Origin of the sequence: Streptomyces sp. NPDC050658 (assembly GCF_044457025.1) — a bacterium.
GTDB lineage: Bacteria > Actinomycetota > Actinomycetes > Streptomycetales > Streptomycetaceae > Streptomyces.
This window is the reverse complement of record NZ_JBITGM010000015.1, coordinates 168,782-186,615: the sequence shown is the minus strand read 5'-3', so window position 1 is coordinate 186,615 and position 17,834 is coordinate 168,782. Positions and strand designations below refer to the sequence as shown.

The 17,834-nt window shown below is 67.9% G+C and carries 17 protein-coding genes; 11 read left to right on the top strand and 6 right to left on the bottom strand.

From position 1 onward, the window contains the following. Positions 1 to 170 precede the first annotated feature (170 nt). The 10 genes from ACIBKX_RS37510 (at position 171) to ACIBKX_RS37465 (ending at position 11,952) form a co-directional block, all read left to right on the top strand. The gene (locus ACIBKX_RS37510) at positions 171 to 1,490 is read left to right on the top strand and encodes an L-threonylcarbamoyladenylate synthase (protein WP_363277551.1); all 1,320 of its coding nucleotides are present in this window, start codon (positions 171 to 173) and stop codon (positions 1,488 to 1,490) included. 340 nt (positions 1,491 to 1,830) lie between these two features. Continuing rightward, a complete protein-coding gene (locus ACIBKX_RS37505; protein ID WP_363277550.1) occupies positions 1,831 to 2,589 on the top strand; it encodes a hypothetical protein in 759 nt (252 codons plus the stop codon). After that, positions 2,577 to 3,746: a nucleotide disphospho-sugar-binding domain-containing protein gene (locus ACIBKX_RS37500; RefSeq protein WP_363277548.1), complete on the top strand. Its 1,170-nt coding sequence runs from the start codon at positions 2,577 to 2,579 to the stop codon at positions 3,744 to 3,746. Before ACIBKX_RS37505 ends, ACIBKX_RS37500 begins: the two co-directional genes overlap by 13 nt. Then, complete coding sequence (locus tag ACIBKX_RS37495) at positions 3,743 to 4,333, top strand: TIGR00730 family Rossman fold protein (RefSeq protein WP_363277547.1); 591 nt, start codon at positions 3,743 to 3,745, stop codon at positions 4,331 to 4,333. The genes ACIBKX_RS37500 and ACIBKX_RS37495 overlap by 4 nt, the downstream gene beginning before the upstream one ends. Continuing rightward, a complete protein-coding gene (locus ACIBKX_RS37490; RefSeq protein WP_363277546.1) occupies positions 4,330 to 5,043 on the top strand; it encodes a non-canonical purine NTP pyrophosphatase in 714 nt (237 codons plus the stop codon). Before ACIBKX_RS37495 ends, ACIBKX_RS37490 begins: the two co-directional genes overlap by 4 nt. 47 nt (positions 5,044 to 5,090) lie before the next feature. Further along, positions 5,091 to 5,963, top strand: a complete 873-nt coding sequence (locus tag ACIBKX_RS37485; RefSeq protein WP_363277545.1) for an FAD binding domain-containing protein — start codon at positions 5,091 to 5,093, stop codon at positions 5,961 to 5,963. Next, entirely contained in the window at positions 5,956 to 6,489 is a 534-nt protein-coding gene (locus ACIBKX_RS37480; protein ID WP_363277544.1) for a (2Fe-2S)-binding protein, read from the top strand. Before ACIBKX_RS37485 ends, ACIBKX_RS37480 begins: the two co-directional genes overlap by 8 nt. Next, a complete protein-coding gene (locus ACIBKX_RS37475) occupies positions 6,482 to 8,887 on the top strand; it encodes a xanthine dehydrogenase family protein molybdopterin-binding subunit (protein ID WP_363277543.1) in 2,406 nt (801 codons plus the stop codon). The genes ACIBKX_RS37480 and ACIBKX_RS37475 overlap by 8 nt, the downstream gene beginning before the upstream one ends. Positions 8,888 to 9,038: 151 nt before the next feature. Next, positions 9,039 to 10,247 (top strand): MFS transporter, encoded by a 1,209-nt coding sequence (locus ACIBKX_RS37470; RefSeq protein ID WP_363277542.1) that lies wholly within the window; start codon positions 9,039 to 9,041, stop codon positions 10,245 to 10,247. Positions 10,248 to 10,434: 187 nt separating this feature from the next. Beyond that, entirely contained in the window at positions 10,435 to 11,952 is a 1,518-nt protein-coding gene (locus ACIBKX_RS37465; protein ID WP_363277541.1) for an FAD-dependent oxidoreductase, read from the top strand. A 24-nt stretch (positions 11,953 to 11,976) separates the two neighbouring features. Here ACIBKX_RS37465 and ACIBKX_RS37460 read toward each other — a convergent pair whose 3' ends face one another. The 6 genes from ACIBKX_RS37460 to ACIBKX_RS37435 form a co-directional block, all read right to left on the bottom strand. Next, positions 11,977 to 12,525: a hypothetical protein gene (locus ACIBKX_RS37460; RefSeq protein ID WP_363277540.1), complete on the bottom strand. Its 549-nt coding sequence runs from the start codon at positions 12,523 to 12,525 to the stop codon at positions 11,977 to 11,979. 44 nt (positions 12,526 to 12,569) lie between these two features. Beyond that, on the bottom strand, positions 12,570 to 13,352 hold the full coding sequence (locus tag ACIBKX_RS37455) for a VOC family protein (protein ID WP_363277539.1): 783 nt from the start codon (positions 13,350 to 13,352) through the stop codon (positions 12,570 to 12,572). Continuing rightward, complete coding sequence (locus ACIBKX_RS37450; RefSeq protein ID WP_363277538.1) at positions 13,349 to 14,299, bottom strand: NAD(P)-dependent oxidoreductase; 951 nt, start codon at positions 14,297 to 14,299, stop codon at positions 13,349 to 13,351. The genes ACIBKX_RS37455 and ACIBKX_RS37450 overlap by 4 nt, the downstream gene beginning before the upstream one ends. Before the next feature lie 2 nt (positions 14,300 to 14,301). Continuing rightward, positions 14,302 to 15,174, bottom strand: coding sequence for an SDR family oxidoreductase (locus tag ACIBKX_RS37445; RefSeq protein ID WP_363277537.1), 873 nt, complete (start codon positions 15,172 to 15,174; stop codon positions 14,302 to 14,304). A gap of 96 nt (positions 15,175 to 15,270) precedes the next feature. After that, positions 15,271 to 15,717, bottom strand: coding sequence for an ester cyclase (locus ACIBKX_RS37440; RefSeq protein WP_363277536.1), 447 nt, complete (start codon positions 15,715 to 15,717; stop codon positions 15,271 to 15,273). A 121-nt stretch (positions 15,718 to 15,838) separates the two neighbouring features. Beyond that, a complete protein-coding gene (locus ACIBKX_RS37435) occupies positions 15,839 to 16,396 on the bottom strand; it encodes a hypothetical protein (RefSeq protein WP_363277535.1) in 558 nt (185 codons plus the stop codon). Between the two features lie 578 nt (positions 16,397 to 16,974). Between ACIBKX_RS37435 and ACIBKX_RS37430 the strand changes: the two genes are divergently transcribed. Beyond that, positions 16,975 to 17,793: a DUF1684 domain-containing protein gene (locus ACIBKX_RS37430; RefSeq protein ID WP_363277534.1), complete on the top strand. Its 819-nt coding sequence runs from the start codon at positions 16,975 to 16,977 to the stop codon at positions 17,791 to 17,793. Positions 17,794 to 17,834 lie beyond the last annotated feature (41 nt).

Sequence of the window (17,834 nt, the reverse complement as noted above, 5' to 3'; positions counted from 1 at the left end):
GAAAATAGCGTCGTTACCTGCGCACCGACTTCCGCCCAGAGTGCAATCCGTCGTTTCGCAAGTGCGCACAGCGGTTCTTTGCGCCACCGAGATAGCTGGCGAGGGGAAATGCTTGCGTTCGGCGCGATCTTGGAGACTTCGCGAAACTTGTTCGATCCGGGAATTTTCTCATGCTCGAATCGGACCTCTGTGCTTCTCGTCGTTCGTACTTGGGCGTGGAGTCGGGCTCGGTCACTGTGATCGACGGGCGGGTCGGGCATCTGCCCAGTGGAACCGTCCCGGAGCCGGGGGACACGCTGGTCGGGTCGGTGTTGACGCCGTGTGCGCCGGCACAGGGCAGAGATCAAGCTGGGCAAAGTTCACAATCTCACAAGGTTGCGCTCTGTGCTCGCTACTCGTTGTCGCATCCGTCTTCCGCCCGGCTAAGGCGCAGGTATTTGCTGAGTAAGAGCGGTTTCCCGCTACGAGCTCCGGGAGAAAATGTGCGTACTTCGTCAGTGATAGTGAGCGCTGATGCGGCTGGTCTTGATCAGGCATCTCGTGTTCTGCGTGCGGGAGGGGTGTGCGCTTTTCCGACGGAGACGGTGTACGGGCTGGGCGCCGATGCGTTCTCGACGCCCGCCATCGCGGAGATTTATCGCCTGAAGAACCGTCCGGACTGGAATCCGCTCATCGTGCACGCCCTGGACGCGGACATGGCGCGCTCGCTGGCGCGTGTCTGGCCGGGAGTGGCGGTCGAGCTGGCTCACCGGTTCTGGCCGGGGCCGCTGACGCTGGTGGTGGATCGCGCGGCCCATGTGCCGGATGCGGTCAGCGCAGGCACTGGCACGGTGGCGCTTCGCGTTCCCGCCCATCCGGTCGCGCTAGACCTGCTGGCGGCCTGCGGACTGCCGTTGGCCGCTCCCAGCGCCAATCGTTCCGAGTCCGTGTCGCCCACGTGCGCGCAACACGTGCTGCGCAGCCTGCCCGATGTGCCATTGATCGTGGACGGCGGGCCGTGCAGGTGGGGAATCGAGTCCACGGTCCTGGACATCACTTGTACGCCGCCGCGTCTGCTGCGCCCGGGGGCCCTGCCGTTGCGGAAACTGAGGGATGCCATCGGGGCAATCGACTTCTCCGCGGCCTCATTTGGCGACGGTGACGGTACTGCCCGCTCGCCCGGCCAGGGGCGACGACACTACGCCCCGCGGGCAAAGGTCGTGATCGTGGATGACGTCGAAGTGGCCGGCCAGAGTGGCTTGGGGAAGCCATGCGGGATTCTCACCCATGTCGATCTCGACGTCGCTCGCACGGCGTGGGCGGAGCATGTCGAGGTGCTGCCCGATGACCCCGCCGGCTATGGAGCTGACCTCTACGCCGCGCTGCATCGTCTGGATGACCGGGGCATCAGCACGATTGCCGTGCTGGCCCCTCCCGAGGACGAGGACTGGATGGCGGTGCGGGACCGTCTGCACCGGGCCTCAGCAGGGCCAATGCCCGCTGTCCGATGAGGCACGCGTAAATCGCCACGACACGGAGGGGACAGCGATGGGGAGTCCACAGAACGGCCTTGTCACCCTTGCGGTGGAGAGTACGTTCAACAACTGCTGCGTGTGTGTCCTGGACCAGGAGCGCACTGTCCACTGCGAACGCAATGAGACGTTCACGCCGTCATCTCCCGCCATAGTGCAGGACAGCGTGGAGTGGCGAGACGAACTGAGGGCATTCCACGCCGGGACCTTGCCTACGTTGCTGGGTGAGGCCATGGCGTCGGCCCCGCGTCCGGGGCTCCTCTCCGTGTCCGTGGTGAGGGGAAAACACAACGCGAATGTTGAGGTCGCCAGGGAGCTCATGGCCGATCTCGCCGTCCGTCTGTCGTTGCCGGTCATTGAGGTCGATCACCACGAGGCCCATCTGCTGGCCGGACTGCTGTGTGATCCTCCACCGGAGTTTCCTTTCATCGGCCTGACCGTGGCAGGTGGCCACTGTCACCTTCAGCTCGCCGCCGATGTGGGCAGTTACCGGCTGCTGGGCACGCACGATGCGGCGGACAGAAACCGGCTTGGACACGGCCGGGCCCCGGGCGCGGTCCTCGACAGGTGCAGCGAACTGCTCGGGCTCGTCCCGGCCGCCGAGCCGGACGGAGCCATCGCGATCGACAGGCTCGCAGGCACGCGATCGGATTGGAAGTTCGTCCGCTTCCCTCGCACCGAGGTCCTGAACGCCGGAAACGGCTACAACATCGATCTCCACGCGCTGTACGGCGAGGTCCTGGAACGGATGCGCGCCGTGACGGGCCCCGAAGATCTGGAACTGCTTGCCGTATCGGCGCAGGAATGTGTCATGACGATCCTGGCCGACAAGGCATTCAGCGCTGCCGCCGCCCACGACGCCCCCCGGATCTCATTTGGGGGAGGGGTGGCGTCGAACCGACGGCTCCGGCAATTGTGCGCCGCCCGTGCCGCCGAGAAGGGCATGACGGTCCATTTCCCCGAGATGTCGCTCTGCGTGGACAACGCTCGGATGATCGCCTTCGGCGGACTGGTGGCGTGGGCCCCGGAGCTGGCGTACCACCGTCCCGAACGCGAGGACCAGACATGCGAATCCTGATGACGTCGTGCCCGCAGTACGGTCACTTCTTCCCTCTCGTGCCGCTGGGCTGGGCCTTTCAATCGTCCGGACACGAGGTACGGGTGGCCGTTCCCCAACAGTTCGCGGAAACCGTGGCCTCCAGTGGGCTGCCGGCCGTCACGGTGGGCGGGGTCGTCCGAACGCGCGACATCATGGGCGTCGGCGACCGACAGCTGCTCGCCGACTGGTCATCAGACCCCCGAGGGATGCACGTCACCGCCATACGGACGGTGAGCCGGTTCGCGAACTTCCTGACGGACCCGATCGTTGACCTGTGCCGCGCATGGCGCCCCGACTTGATCGTCCATACGGCACTGGAGTTCGCCGGCCCCATCGCCGCACAGGTCACCGGCATTCCCGCTGTTTCGATCAACCTCGGCCCCGCGCTTCCGCGGGAAGCTCTGCGCGGCGTGGATCAAGAACTGGCCGATCTGTACGAGCGCTGGGGACAGAACCCTAGCCCGGGACCTCCGGCAATCGAGCTGGACTTGTGGCCGCCCAGCCTGCAAGCCGCCCAGACCGGCCGCGCTCGGGCCATACGGCACATTCCGTACTCGGGACCAGGTGCCGTGCCGGCGTGGCTCCTGAGGCCGGCGCCGCCGCCGCGTGTGTGCGTCACTCTCGGATCCGTCATCCCACAGACCGGCGGCACCGACGCTCTGTCAGCGATTCTTCCGGCCCTGGACGAGCTGGGTTACGACACCGTCGTCATCCTCCCCGACCAGCAGGCACGAGCGGCCGCAGACGGTGCCTATGGGCGAGTGCCGCTCAACGCGCGGGTGGCGAGCCCCGGATCAGGCCCCTGGCTGCCCTTCAGCTACGTAGCACCCACCTGTGACGTCGTCATCCATCACGGTGGCGCAGGCACCACCCTGACCTGTCTGGCCGGCGGACTACCCCAGCTCATCCTTCCGCACATGGCCGACCAGTTCACCGTCGCCGATCAGCTCGCCCGGCAAGGTACCGCGCGCATGCTGCAACCGGGTACGGCGACTAGGGAAGGCGTCGTCGCGTCACTCCACGGATTGCTGAATGATGCCGACCACCGTGCGGCAGCGCAGCGCCTGCAGAAGGAGATCCAACAGCTGCCGAGCCCGTCCGAGACGGTTGAGCGTCTGGTGGAGGTGGCCGGATGAGGATCTGCGTGTTCTGCGGCGGCTTTGCCGGTCACCGGCGCGACTACGCGTCGGCGACACGAAGTCTCGGCGAGCAACTCGCTGAACGTGGCATCACGCTCGTATACGGCGGTTCGCACCTCGGTCTGATGGGCATCCTGGCCGACGCCGTGCTCGACAACGGGGGCGAGGTCTTCGGGGTCATTCCCCGAAGCCTTATGCGTGAAGAAGTCGCACATCCGTCCCTGTCTCGCCAGTACGTGGTGGATGGGCTGGCCGAGCGGAAGCAGCGGATGATCCAGCTGGCCGACATGCTTCTCGCACTTCCGGGCGGTCTCGGGACAGTCAACGAGATCTCTGAAGCCTGGACCCTCGCCAAACTGTCCCATCTGGACAAACCGTTCGGCCTGCTCAACACCGCGAACTACTACGACAGTCTTCTCGCGTTCGCCCGAGGCGCCGTCTCCGAGGGATTCCTCTCTCCCGCACACGCGGAACTCCTGACCGTCGGCGATGAGCCCACCGATGTCCTCGACCGGCTCATCGCGAACCGCCGCCTCGGCGCCTGCGGCCGTCGTCCGCAGCTCAGGCCACGGGAGTCGTGGTGACCTCTCCGCTGCCGGCCACTTTGCTGATCGCGACCACGAACCCGTTCAAGGCCGCCCGATGGCACAGAGTTCTCCGGGACGTCATGCCCCTCGTCTTCCCCGGCGATCTCGACATGTCACTGACGGTGGAGGAACACGCGGTGACGACTGCGGGGAATGCCCGGGCAAAGGCCCTTGCCTGGTGCAGGGCTTTATCCATGCCCGTTCTTGCCGACGATCTCGGACTCTACATCCATGCCCTGGGCGGACGGCCGGGTGTGCTGATGAAGACCTGGGACGGCCAGATCCCGGAATCGGCCACAGAAGCCGAACGCCTGACTGTCCTGGACGCAGCGGTGCGTGGCCTCACCGACACCAGCTGCTACCTGGAGACCACCATCGCAGCGGTGACCCCCACCTGCAGTGTCGGGCATCGCACACTTCGGCAGCACGGCTGGATCGACAAGACCCGAACCGCCACTCCGCACACGCGTGGCCCTCTCCTGGAAGGCGTGTTCGTCTTCGAGGACTACGGCACGCCCTGGCTTGAGATGACCGTCGGCCAGCGACGGGAAGTCGACGAGCAGCTACGCGGTGAAGTGACCGACCTGCTCCGATCACTGCCCCAAAGCCATCAGGCTCCCACCGGGGGATCGGCTCCCGCCGAGGGACCGGCCCCCATCGAGAGACCGGGCCCGTCCAAGGGGACTCATGACCGAGCTGATGCGTGATGAGGCCGAGCACTCCACGGCGTGCTCGGCGGTTAGGAGGCGGGCCCATGAAACCCGCGGCTCTTGCGTACTACGCGCCGACGAACCTGCGGCAGGCCCTGAGGCTGCTCGCCGAAGCGGGGCCCGGCGGTGCCCCACTGGCCGGTGGACAGAGCCTGATCCCGCAACTCAATGCGCGCAGTCGTCGCCCCTCATCCGTTGTCGACCTGAACGGGGTGTCCGGGCTGGACGCAATCACCTATGGCCCGGACGGCCTGCGGATCGGGGCCAGGGCGCGGCTGCAGAGTCTGCTGACCCATCCCTTGATTCTGCAGAGGCAGCCGGTACTCGCCGAGGCTGTCGGCAAAGTGGCCCACTACACCATTCGTCAGCGTGCCACCCTTGGAGGAAGCCTTTGTCATGCTGACCCTGCTGCCGAACTGCCTGCGGTGGCCGTGGCGTTGGGCGCCAGGTTGACCGTGGAGAGTCTGTCCGGGAGCAGGTGCGTGATCGCTGCCGACTTCTTCACCGGCCCCTACAGTACGTCTCTGCACGCTGGCGAGCTCCTCACCTACGTCGAGTTCCCTCCCCTGCCGCAGTTCCGCTTCGTCTTCGCGGAGGTCTCCCGGCGTACTGCGGTAGGGCTCCCGCTGGTCGCCCTGTGCCTGGGCGTCAGCCTTGAGGAAGGCGTGATCGGCCAGGCGAGAGCCGCTGCGGCAGGAGTCGCTGACCGGCCGGTGCGCCTGACAGCGTGTGAGGAGAAGCTGCGGGGGCTCCCCCTGGGCGGTGGTGGCCTGGACCGTGCCCTCGCCGCGGTAGGCGAGGGCCCTGCCCCGCCCAGCGATCAGCACGGCAACGCACGCTACCGAACTGCTCTGCTGCGCTCGCTGCTGTGCCGCTGCGCCGACCGGCTGCGGAACCTGGAGGCGCTTCATGACTGAGGCCGCTGGAACACCCGGATGGCGTGACGCGCCGGCCCGGCGGCGAAACGTCACCATGACGGTCAACGGCAAACCCGCGACCGCGCCCGCCGAGGACCGCACCCTACTGAGCGACTACCTGCGCCACGGGCTCCTTCTGACCGGTACCCATGTCGGCTGCGAGCAGGGAGTGTGCGGAGCGTGCACCGTACTCGTCGACGATATTCCGGTGCCTTCGTGCCTGATGCTCGCCGTTCAAGCAGAGGGCAGTTCCGTGCGCACGGTCGAGAGTCTGACCGGCGACGACGGCGATCTCTCCGGCATGCAAAGGGCGTTGCTCGAATCGCATGGACTGCAATGCGGTTTCTGCACTCCGGGCCTGCTGATGAGTCTTGCCCACGCCGAGGAGCAAGAGCTGACGGGGCATGAAATCGCCGAGGACGTACTTCCCGGCCACCTGTGCCGGTGCACCGGCTACGCCGGGATCCGAGCGGCCGTGGAGCGGTACTGGGCGGCGGGTGGAAAGGGGAAGGGGCGACATGAGTAGCGCGAATGCGACCGGGAACGAGGCGTCGGGCAAGTGGATCGGGCGTGCGCTGCCCAACAGTCGAAGCTCCAGGCTGCTCCGTGGCCAGGGGTACTACGTCGACGACATCCAAGCTCCACGTACCCTGCACGCGGCTGTTGTGCGCAGCCCTGTCGCCCATGGTCGAATCCTCAAGTGGGATGCTGGTGAGGCACTGTCGGAAACGGGGGCGAAGCTGGCACTGGGTCCAGATGAGATCGGGCGTTTCACCGAACCACTGCCCATGGCGTGGACTCTTCCCGGCCAGAACCCTCACCACATCGAACTTGCCATCAACACCGTGCGGTACGTCGGCCAGCCGATCGGCGTGGTGGTCGCCGACAGCAGGGCCGAGGCCGAAGACGCCGCCGAGCGCGTGCGCCTGGAGATCGCCCCACTCCCCGTCGCCGCCACCACGGAGGCCGCTTTGGCCCCGGGCGCCCCCTTGCTCTACCCGGAGAACGGGACCAATCTCGCAGGCTCCGCCGAACTGGGCGATACAGCCGAGGAAATCGCCCGGGTCATGGATGAGGCCGCGCACATCGTCACGCGCAATCTCTCCGTCCAGCGCATCGCCCACAGCCCGATGGAGCCGCGCGGGGTACTGGCCGACTGGCTGCCACACACTGAGTGCCTGACGGTGTGGAACAGCACGCAGTCCCCTCATGTGGTCCGGCAGGACCTGGCGGTCGCGCTACGGCTGAGGGCTGATCAGATCCGCGTGGTAGCGCCTGACGTCGGTGGATCCTTTGGGGGGAAGGCGATGCTCCACCCCGACGAGGCGATGGTCTGTCTGGCCTCGATGCGGTTGGGGCGTGCGGTCCGGTGGACCGAGGACCGCAGGGAGAACCTGACCGCCGCCTACCAGGGCCGTGGCCAGTCGGCCCGCGCTCGCCTCGCACTGGACGCCCAAGGACGTTTCCTCACGTTGGACGCGCACATTGTGGGAGATCTGGGAGCGTTCCCCTCCCAGGCGGGTTCCGGACCGTTTCAGGCTACGGGCATGGCTCTCGAAGGGCCGTACCGGTTCGTCCGCGCGGGCGCGACTGTCGACGCGGTGTACACCAACGCCGCTCCCACCGGGGCCTACCGTGGTTACGGCATGCAGGAGGCGTCCTGGATCCGGGAGCGGCTGATCGACGAGGCCGCTCGTGAACTCGGCCTGGATCCCGTCGAGCTGCGGCTGCGTAACAGCATCCGGCCAAAGGACCTGCCGTACACGACCCGATCAGGTTTCACGTATGACAGCGGGGACTACCCTGCTGCGCTGCTGCGAGCCGCCAAGATGGCCAACAGTCGACGGCGGGTGTCCGAGGGAGCGGTGAGCCGTGGCAGCGGCATCACCATGAGCGTGGAACTCACGGGATATGCCCCGACCTCGTTGCTGGGCGCTCTCGGGATTGACGCTGCAGGATGGGAGAGCGGCAAGATCCGGGTCAATCAGGACGGCACCGTAACAGTCTTCTCCGGTGTGATCCCTGTCGGCCAGGGCATCGAGACAGCCCTTGCGCAGATCGTCGCCGACCGGATGGGCGTTCCACTGTCCTGGATTTCGGTCCAGCTGGGCGACACCGCCGCCACGCCGTACTCCGATCTGTCTTCGCAGGCGAGCCGCTCGGTGACACTGGCCGGCGGTGCTCTGATGCTCGCCGCCGACAGGATGCGCGGGCGCATGCGGTCGCTGGCGGCCCGCAGGCTCGGCGTCGACCCGAACGACGTCATGTGGGAGGTCGAGCCGGGGAACGCACCGACCACGGACACATCGCGGTATCGGGCCACGGACAGCGCGCAGACGGTGAGTTGGCGTGACGTGGCCCACCGGGCTTGGAAAGGCTGGGACCGGAACACCCACGAGGAACGCATCCAGCTCGAGGAAACCGTCGACTTCGACCCTCCCGCCCTGACCTTCGCCTATGGCGTGCACGGAGCGGCTGTCGCCGTGAACCGGGAGACCGGCAAGGTGACGGTCGAGGACTACTGGACCGTGCACGACAGCGGGAACCTCGTCAATCCGGCCCTCGCGGAAGGGCAGATCATCGGCGGCGTGGCCCAGGGAATCGGCCTCGCGCTCTTGGAGGAGGCCCAGCACGACCCCGTCGACGGGAAGCCGCTCGCGGTGACCCTGCAGGACTATGCCCTGCCCCGTACAGCAGACGTTCCACGGATAACCGTCGAGCACTTGCACACCCCCAGCGAGATTATTCCGGGCGGCTTCAAGGGGCTGGGCGAAGGTGGGGCCATTCCGCCCCCGGCCACCATCGCCGCCGCCATTGCTGATGCCGTGCCGCACATCGCCGGCTCCCTGACGCATACGCCCATGACGCCATTCGTCATCTGGTCGGCTCTCGACGCATCCAATACGCCTCCCGACGCTACATGAGCTTTCCCCGGCGGCCTGCCTCTGTGCTCTTGCCGCTGCCAGGAGCCCCACTGTCATCCACCAGCTGATTGCCCGGTGCCGGGCGGTGGCGCACCGCCCGGCCCGTCGTCGCCCCCCCCACGCACCGCAAGTCCCCCTGGAGAGCAGTGCGTTGACCTTCTTCACCGGCCCGGGCCTGCTGCTCGGGCAACGACACGTGGCCCGTTTGCTGCTCGGCACGTTGATCGGGCGTCTGCCCAACGGCATGGCGCCTGTGGCGATCCTCCTGCTTGTCACAGAGCAGGGAGGATCGCTCAGGGTCGGCGGCCTGCTGTGCGCGGTGTACGGGGTGGGCTCCGCGATGGGGCAGCCGGTCCTGGGCCGGATGGTCGACCGGTGTGGACAGACTCTGGTCACCTCGGTCGCGGTCCTGACCACCACTGCTTGTCTGTTGGCCTTGCCATGGGCCGACGTCACCGCTCGGCCCGGCGTCGCGGCAGGACTTGCCGCGCTCGCCGGACTGAGCACCCCGCCTTTGGAGCCAGGGCTGCGCGTCCTGTGGCCCGCAGTCCTGCCCGACGAGGAACGCCGACGGGCCGCCCTCGCCCTCGACACCGGCAGCCAAGGGCTGATCTTCGTTGCCGGGCCTCCGCTGGCGGCGGCTCTGTCCACGATGGTGAATTCAATCGCCGCCATGGTCACCACCGCGGTGCTCGGCCTCCTCGGCGCCGCCGTGGTGCTGACCGCGGCCCCCTCCCGGCTCTGGCGGTCCACCCCCGCCGCCGGCCGATCCGGCGTCCTGGGGCCGCTGCGTCACGGCGGGCTGCGGTGGTTGTTCTTCGCCATGGGGGGCGTCGGCTTCGCGCTGGGCGCGTTGAACGTATGGGCTGTCGCGCTCGCCGAGCGTCACGAGACAGGCCTGCTGTCCGGGCTGATCCCCGCTGTGCTGGCCACCGGCAGTCTCGTCGGCGGACTCCTGTACGGCCGGACTGCCTGGCCCGGCACCATCACCGCTCAACTCATCACCGCCAGCGTCCTGTTCACGCTCGGGTGGCTGCCCCTCATCGCTGTCACCGGCCCAGTGGGGGCGACCGTGCTGGCCGCGGTGCCGGGCCTTTTCCTCACCGCCCTGCTCACCAACGCGTTCCTGACCGCAGGCGCACTCACGCCGGTCGGGACCACCACCGAGGCGTACGCCTGGCTGGCCGCCTCCGTCGGCACCGGCCAGGCGTCCGGCACCGCCCTGGCCGGGGTACTCGCCGCGCGACCGGTCCTTGGCGCAGCCCTGCCCGCCGCCGGAGCCGCCCTCGCCTGCGCGGTGGTCGTCGGTGCTCGCCGCCGAATCGCGGGCCCGGCCGCCGCGCCCCGCAACAGGGGTTGAGGCCGACGCACTGTGCCCGCGCCGCCCCTGAACATCTCGCACCTGTACGCCGGTTCACCACGTGGCCGTTCGCAAGATCTGGGAGACCTGCCCACACCTGGGCGAGCTGCCCCGGAATCAGTGAAGCGAGCACCCTACTCATTCGTACGACCATTGGCCCCGACCGGAACCGCCTACCGTTTCACCTATGACCGGATCGCCGCCGAGGCCAGGGTCACTGGACGGGCAGCCGGTTGCGGGCCCGCCCAAGCACTCGACGCCGCCACCGGACTCCCGTCCGCCGACTGTTTCCCGAGTATGTGTGATCGGTGCGGGGGCGACCGGCGTTTCCGCGGCGCTGCAGCTCGTGGATGCCGGATGGTCCGGTTCGGTCACCGTCGTGGATCCACGGCCGATCGGCGGTGTGGTGTGGGGCGACGCCGATCCGGATGTGCTGGCGAACTCGGGCGCCGCACTGCACTCGCTGTTCCCTGACAGGCCAGGGGAGTTCACCGCCTACCTTCATGCGCAGGGGCTCGCGGACCAGAATGACTTCCCCCGCCGATCTCACGTCGGAGATTACTGCCGTCAGCGCTTCCGGGACTACCAAGAGCTGGCGGCACGGCGAGGTACCACCCTGGAGTACGTCGCCGCGCGGGTGACCGCCATCAGGACTGCCCGCGCCGCGGGGGGCCATGTGATCGAGCTAGCTGACGGCCGGGTGCTGCCCGCCTCCAGGGTGCTGGTCTGCACCGGCTTCGCATCCCCGGTCGTTCCCGATCTGGTGTCCGACATGGTCGGACACCCAGCGCTGACCGCCACCCCCTATCCGACAGCGGCATTGCGCGCGGCAGTCCCTGCCCGCGCGCGCGTCCTGGTGCTGGGCATGGGCAACTCCGCCATCGACGCGGTGCGGATCTTGTGCCGGGACGGCCATACGGTGACCATGAGCTCGCGCACCGGTGAACTGCCCGCCGTCCGCTCCCGCTCTGGCCTGCACCCCGACCCGGTCGACCTGCGCCGGGTACGTGACCTGTCGATCGACGATCCCCTCCTGCGGCACAAGCTCGCCCGCATCTGCATCGAGGCCATGCGGAGGGTGGACCGCCGTCCCCTGCGCCGGCAGCTGTCCGGCGAGACGGACCCCGTACGGCGCTTGCGTGACGAGGTCCGCCTCTGCCAGGAGGGCGCCGCCCCCTGGCAGGACGTCACCATCAGTCTCCTCGAAGAGCTCTACCAATGGCTCCCCGACCAACCGCAGGAAGCCGCCGAGCAACTCCTCGCCGCGCACAGGGACGTTCTCCGGCGCCGACTGAGCGCGATGAGCCTGCCGAACGCCCGCAGCCTGCTGACACACCTGGACCGCAAGGAACTACGCATCAGTACGAGGTCCGTGGAATCGGTCCGCCACGTGACAGCATCCTGGCGAATCACCTGGGCAGACGGTGAACAGGAATCGTTCCATCACGTGGTGTGCGCCTGCGGCTTCAACAAGCCCTACCTCTACCACCACGGGAGCCGGATACACCTGGAGAATCCGCCCCCGGGCTCGCTTCCCGTCACCAGCCTCGCAGCCGACCAGCGGGTGCGTGTGGCCGGAAGGGCTTTGGACATCTGGATCATCGGCGCCGGGGCACATGTACGGATGCGGCTGAACGACTTCATGCGCAACAACACCCTGCAGGCCCGCAACGTCATCGCACAACTGCGCATCATGAGGGCCTGAAGCCGTGCCGGTTGCCGAGCCGATTCAGTTGATGGTCAGCAGCCCGGTCCCGGTCTGAGTCGCGATTCCGCTTCCGATGAGCGGCAGGCAAGCCAAGGGGTTTCCGGGCACCTGCGCGACGACCTCGGCGAACGTGTCTCCCGCGAATTCACCGCCGGTGACAGGACCGGTGATGGTGTGTTCGGTGACTCCAAGGATGTCGCCGCCCTGGGCCGTACCGTTCACCGTGCTGCTGCGCTTGCCGTCCCAGTGCACGGCGAACTCTTGCTGCACTCCGTCGAGGGGGGCGTCCAGGCATGAGCGGACATCGGTGAAGGATCCCGAGCGTGAGCCGCTGGTGATCGTTGAGCCTGTCAGGGACTGGCAGTTCTCGTACGTCGCCTCGAAGGTGATGTCCGTTTCCCGTGGCGTATTGGTGAGGGGCGGGTCAAAGGTCACCGTTGAGCTGACGTTGCACGTGAGGTCGCCGACGGCTGCTGGTGCCGCGGTGGCGGCACCAGAGGCGTACAGGCCTCCTGAAGCGATCAGGAGCACGGCGGCGATGAGGTGGAGGATGCGATTTCTGAGGATCACTTTGGTTCCTTTCCTGGAGCCTGGGCCTTGCCTTCTTTGATTTCTCATTTCGGTCTTTCATCGCCTTCGCTGGCGAGCAATTCGGTTCCGCACAGGGCTGCGCGGCTGATGGGGCAGGGGGATTCGAGCGTCAGGACGGCGGGCTGGACGATGGGCCGGCGGCGCGTGGTGTGCCGGAGGTGGATCCGCACGGTGCCGAGCGTGAGGTCGGGGCCGGTCGGGGTGGGGTGCCATGGGATCTGGGTGAGGTGGGAAAGGACGCTGGCGTCCTTGTGCGGGGCGTCGCTGTACAGCTCGAGTCCGGTCAGTGCGGCGGCGCCGTTGGGATGGTCCAGGCAGTCGGGCCGCCAGACCACATCCGGTGTCAGCTGCCTGCAGGCGCAGATCGCCAGACTGGGCACGCCGGGCAGCGGCGGGTGCGGTAGTTGGATGAGTTCGAAGCGGGCCTCGGTGCGGCCGGTGGGCAGGTCGATGGTGCGGCTGTAGGGGCGCACAGGTGAGGGGTTGAAGCCCGCCTGTCGCCAGGTCTCGGCGAGGGCGTGCAGGTCCTCGCAGCGCAGGGACAGCACGGCCAGGCCTTCGCCGAATCGGCGGAGGCGTCTTTCGTAGGCCTGGCTCGCCGGGTCGGGCACCGTGGCGTGCGGGTCGAGGAGTTCCAGGTACTGGCCGCCACGCAACATCACGCACCGGTTGCGGGATCCGACCATGTGCTCGCCCTCGGGAGTGAGGGTGAAGCCGAGCGACCGGGCGTGTGCGGCGGCCTGGTCCAGGTCGTCGACGACGAGGCACAACCGGTCCGGGGCCAGCGCGTGGGTGGGCGGGGTCATGGCTGGTCCGGTCCGCCGGTGGCCGCGCCGGGGGGACGGGCGTCGTCGAGGCGAGTGCGTACGACGACGCCCGCGCGTTCCTCCTGGAGCATGAACGCGGAGACGGAGTCCTTGTCGCCCCAGCCGCGGACGATGCCCTGGATCATCTCCTGTTCGACCACGTTGGCGATCAGGGTCGGTACGTCGTGGTCACGGGCCAGGGCTGTCGCCAGCCCGATGTCCTTCCTGGAATGTTTCAAGGCGAAGCGGGCGTGGTCGAAGTCCCCGGTGAAGACGATCTCCGGGATGAGGCGCTGGAGCAGCAGTCCCTGGCCCACCGCGCCGGCTTTCAGGGCCTCGAGCAAGGCGGAGGCGTCGAGCCCCGCTTTTACGCCGAGGGTGAAGGCCTCGGACAGGACGGCGCGCGTGCAGATGCCCACCATGTTGTGGATCAGCTTGGCGATGCTGCCGGAGCCGAGCGGGCCGGCATGCACGATGGTCGAGCCGAGCAGTCGCAGCAGTGGCTGGATCTCGCGGAAGGTCTCGGGATCCGCGCCGACCATGAGGCCGAGGGTTCCTTGATCGGCGCCGATCACCCCGCCGCTGACCGGTGCGTCCGCGACCCGTACCCCGCGAGGCCGGAAAAGGAAGTCGATCTTCCGGATGAGGTCGTGGCTGCTGGTGGACAGGTCCACGTAGATGCTTCCTGCCCGCATCCCCTCGATGATGCCTTCGGGGCCGAGCGTGACCTGCTTGACCTCGGCAGGGCCGGGCAGCGACGTGAAGATCACCTCGGCTTCCCGGACGGTGTCCGCCGGGATTTCGCACCAGCGCACGTCCTGCCCCTTGAAGCGCTCCGCGACGTCAGCCGCGCGGGGGTCGCACAGCGTCAGCTCGTGTCCAGCGCGGGCGAGACGCAGGGCCATCGGCGCGCCCATGTTTCCCGTACCGATGAAGGCGATCCGCATGGCTAGGCCCCCAGGTGGGGGAACTGGCCGTACGGGATGAGGGAGAGCTCCCGCACGTGGGCGTCGGTGTCGAGAGCGAAGCACACGGCTTGGCCGACCTTGCGGGAGGAGAACAGCGGGAAGGTGCCTTCGGTCCATTCGTAGCCGTACTCGCGACCGGCTTGGGACATCGCGGTGTAGGTGGGGTCCGGGTCGTAGAAGCCGGTGTCGGTCATGCCGGGCATGACTTCGGTGACGTAGATGCGCTCCCGGGTGAGGTCGACGGCGAGGCTGCGGGCCATGGCGTGGCAGGCCGCCTTCTGCATGGCGTCCAGGCCATGGAAGCGCGCGGTGCGCTGGGCGGCGACCGCGGTGATGATGACGACCTTCGTCATCTCCTGCGTGTGAAGCGTCTCGCGCAGTGCTTGCAACAGGTTGAGCAGGGTGGAGGTGTTGCTGGCGATGACCTCCGGGATGGCCGGCGGCGGGGTGCGCCAGGGATCGAGGAACACCGTGTTGTCCGGTAGGGGCACGTCGACCTCGGAGACCCCGCCGTAGTGGACGATATGGAGGTCCGCGTCCAGCCCGCGGGCCAGGTCGGTCAGTTCGGCGGCGAGAGCCACGGTCGCGTCCCGGTCCAGGAGGTCGACGACCGCGTAGTGCGAGGCACTGTGCACGAGATTTTCGCCCAGATAGTTCAGGTAGGTCTCGTTGGCGCCGACCATGTACACGATGTGCCCGGCTTTGCCGAGCTCCGCCGCGCTCCCGGCGGCGGCGTTCAACTTGAAGGTGTCCCCCCGGTAGTCGATGTGGTCCGCGGCGTCGGTGTTCTTGAACAGCCGGCCGGCCTTGCGCATGCCGACGCCCGTGACGACGACGAGTTTCTTCCGGTCCATGGGCGGTCTCACCTTCTTGCCGTGGGAATACGGCCGACGATGCGGGCGGGACCGCCCGCGCTGGGCAATGTGGCGCCGGACGCCGCCGTCGCGGTGTTACGCACGGCCCGGGTCGGGGACGGCACCGCCGAAGACAGGGGCGTCCAGTTGCTGCATCAGCGCCAGGTCGTCGCGGTGGTTCCAGATCTCCACGACCTTTCCGTCGCGGAGACGGAAGATGTTGACCCCGGAAAACCGCGCGAACCTGCCGGTGGGTGACACGGATCCCCAAGAACCGGTGTTGGTTCCGGCAGAGGTCCACCGGGCCGCCACCAATTCCCCCTGGGCGAGAATGAGATCGACCTGGAAGTGCAGGTCGGGAAAGGCGGCATGGAAGTCCCGTGCGATCCGCCGCTGCCCCTCCGGGCCCGGCGTGGCCGCGGTGCCGCGCAGGTCGTGACGCACGTAGTCCTCCGCGAATACGTCGGCCCCGTCCGGGTTTCCCTTGACCCATACCTCCTCGTAGAACCGGCGTACCAACGCGATGTTCTCCTCGGCCGACATGCGTCCTCCTTGATGATTTCTGGGCGGAATTCCGAGACAGGACCGAGGAAACGATCACGGCGTGTGCGACGGCGACTCCGCGTCCGCGGAAATCCACTCCTGCGGCACCTCGGCTCCGCTACTACAGCGGCGGAACGAAGGTGAGAGTCCAGGGCCCTTGGAGCGTCGAGAGGCCTCCGGGGGTACTGCACTTCGTCAGATCGGCGAGCGTCGTCACCGTCCCGGCGATCGTGTGGCCCGCGAAGCGACCGCTGGTGACGGACCCGACCTGAGTCGCGACCAGCTGACCATTGGCGTAGACGGATGTGGCTTGGAAGTCGAGCACGCTGGTCGAACCGTCGCTCCATTCGAGCGTCTCGACGTTGTGCTGCGGCACCAGCAGGTCCGTGCAGGACCGGGTGACATGGATCGACAACGGCTCAAGCTCGGCGGAGTCACTCGGACTTCCCGCCCCCGTGCAGTTGTCGAGCTGCCCATTGATGTCGATCGTCAGGAGCTGGGGTACGTGCGTGAGCCCCGGCGAGTAGTCGAAACGCACGCTACCGGTGCAGGTGAAGCCGCTTTCAGCGAGCGTCGGCGCGGCCGTCGCCGTCGGCGCGACGGCCGCGCCGGCCATCGTCAGGAGAGCGACCGCGATCCAGGCACCCCGTCGGCGTACGGCCCGCATTGAAGCGAACATGGACCCTCCAAACGATCGATGCTTTCGTCTCGGCGCCAAGGGCCGCTGACGGATCTTCGAGCCGAGAGGAACGGGCAGGGGTCCTCATTGCACTACCGGGGGAAGGGCGCAGGAAGAGGGGTCAGGTAGCCAACACGTGGCGCACTACGCGACTTTGTGCACTCGTGAATCCCCTTCGGCTGCAGAACACACTTCGGCATTCGACCGATCAGGGAAATGCGACCACGTCAGGTTGTGCCCATCGCCTTGGGGCTTTTAGTGTGGTTCGGCAATTTCGGGGCCGTGGCATTCAAGACCAACCGCATCTCACGAAGAAGGACAGCGGGCTCGTCGGCGCCCGTGCCGCGCTCAACCACATGATCGAGTACGGCAGTTACGCCAGCGTCCAGGGGTGCCCGGTCCGGCGAACGACGCCGTGACGGAGCCGCGGATCAGCCCCGAGGGTATGGGCCCCGGCCCACGCCGTAGAACCACTGGGCGCCGCAGACGAGGTCGGCGCCCGTACGGAATACGAGGGCGCCGCGACGCCGCTGCTCGCATCTTGGGCCGAGTGAGCCCGCATAGAAGGGGTTGATCCCATGACGACGGACGCATCGACGGGCGCATCACGCGACTGGAAGCGCTGGCGCGAGCAGCGGACGGAGGCGGTGTCGGCTCCCTATGGTCCGCTCTCCCTCGTCGGCACGTACTGGCTCGCGGACTATCCGGATGGTCGACTTCCGGACATCCCCGGGCGTTGGGTGGAGGCGGGCGACGAGATCGTTCTGACCGCCGAGGCCGGTGGCGAACTTGCCCTGGACGGGCGGCCCTTCGGCGGCGAGGCCCGCCTTGCCGCCGATGCCGGCCCGGTCGGTGCGGCCCGCGTCGCGCTGGGGGAGCGCCGGTTCGTGGTGCTGCGTCGCGAAGGGCTGTGGGCGGTCCGCGACTTCGACCCGGAGTCCGCCACGCGCCGCGCGTTCGGGGGCATCGAGGCCACCGGGTACGACGCGCGCTGGGCGGTGGAGGGGCGCTTCACGCCGTATGACGCCGAGAGCACTGTCGAGGGTGTGCGCACCGTGCGGGTGGCCAACGCCGACGGGGTCGAGCGGGGCCTGGGCCTGGGCGGTGAGCTGGCCTTCGACCTGGCCGGAAAGCAGCACACGTTGCAGGTGTCGGTGGAGGGCGATGGCTCGTTGTGGGCGGTGTTCGCCGACGCGAGCAGCGGGGGCTCCAGCTACCGGTTCCGCTTCCTGCGGCCCGCCGCGCCCGACGCCGAGGGGCGTACGACGGTCGACTTCAACCGCGCGCTCCTCCCGCCCTGCGCCTTCGCCGACCACTTCATCTGCCCCTTCCCGCCCCCGGGCAACACCCTTACCGCCGAGATCGCCGCCGGAGAGCGCAATCTCATCGCCCGCTGACACGGCAGAAGGGGGCACCGCACAGCCGATGCCATGGGCCC

Coding starts and splice junctions, on each gene's coding strand:
- ACIBKX_RS37440 (WP_363277536.1), bottom strand. CDS start 15,717: ATGTCGGCCGAGGAGAACATCGCGTTGGTACGCCGGTTCTACGAGGAG.
- ACIBKX_RS37500 (WP_363277548.1), top strand. CDS start 2,577: ATGCGAATCCTGATGACGTCGTGCCCGCAGTACGGTCACTTCTTCCCT.
- ACIBKX_RS37485 (WP_363277545.1), top strand. CDS start 5,091: ATGAAACCCGCGGCTCTTGCGTACTACGCGCCGACGAACCTGCGGCAG.
- ACIBKX_RS37505 (WP_363277550.1), top strand. CDS start 1,831: ATGGCCGATCTCGCCGTCCGTCTGTCGTTGCCGGTCATTGAGGTCGAT.
- ACIBKX_RS37430 (WP_363277534.1), top strand. CDS start 16,975: ATGACGACGGACGCATCGACGGGCGCATCACGCGACTGGAAGCGCTGG.
- ACIBKX_RS37495 (WP_363277547.1), top strand. CDS start 3,743: ATGAGGATCTGCGTGTTCTGCGGCGGCTTTGCCGGTCACCGGCGCGAC.
- ACIBKX_RS37510 (WP_363277551.1), top strand. CDS start 171: ATGCTCGAATCGGACCTCTGTGCTTCTCGTCGTTCGTACTTGGGCGTG.
- ACIBKX_RS37465 (WP_363277541.1), top strand. CDS start 10,435: ATGACCGGATCGCCGCCGAGGCCAGGGTCACTGGACGGGCAGCCGGTT.
- ACIBKX_RS37475 (WP_363277543.1), top strand. CDS start 6,482: ATGAGTAGCGCGAATGCGACCGGGAACGAGGCGTCGGGCAAGTGGATC.
- ACIBKX_RS37480 (WP_363277544.1), top strand. CDS start 5,956: ATGACTGAGGCCGCTGGAACACCCGGATGGCGTGACGCGCCGGCCCGG.
- ACIBKX_RS37455 (WP_363277539.1), bottom strand. CDS start 13,352: ATGACCCCGCCCACCCACGCGCTGGCCCCGGACCGGTTGTGCCTCGTC.
- ACIBKX_RS37450 (WP_363277538.1), bottom strand. CDS start 14,299: ATGCGGATCGCCTTCATCGGTACGGGAAACATGGGCGCGCCGATGGCC.
- ACIBKX_RS37445 (WP_363277537.1), bottom strand. CDS start 15,174: ATGGACCGGAAGAAACTCGTCGTCGTCACGGGCGTCGGCATGCGCAAG.
- ACIBKX_RS37435 (WP_363277535.1), bottom strand. CDS start 16,396: ATGTTCGCTTCAATGCGGGCCGTACGCCGACGGGGTGCCTGGATCGCG.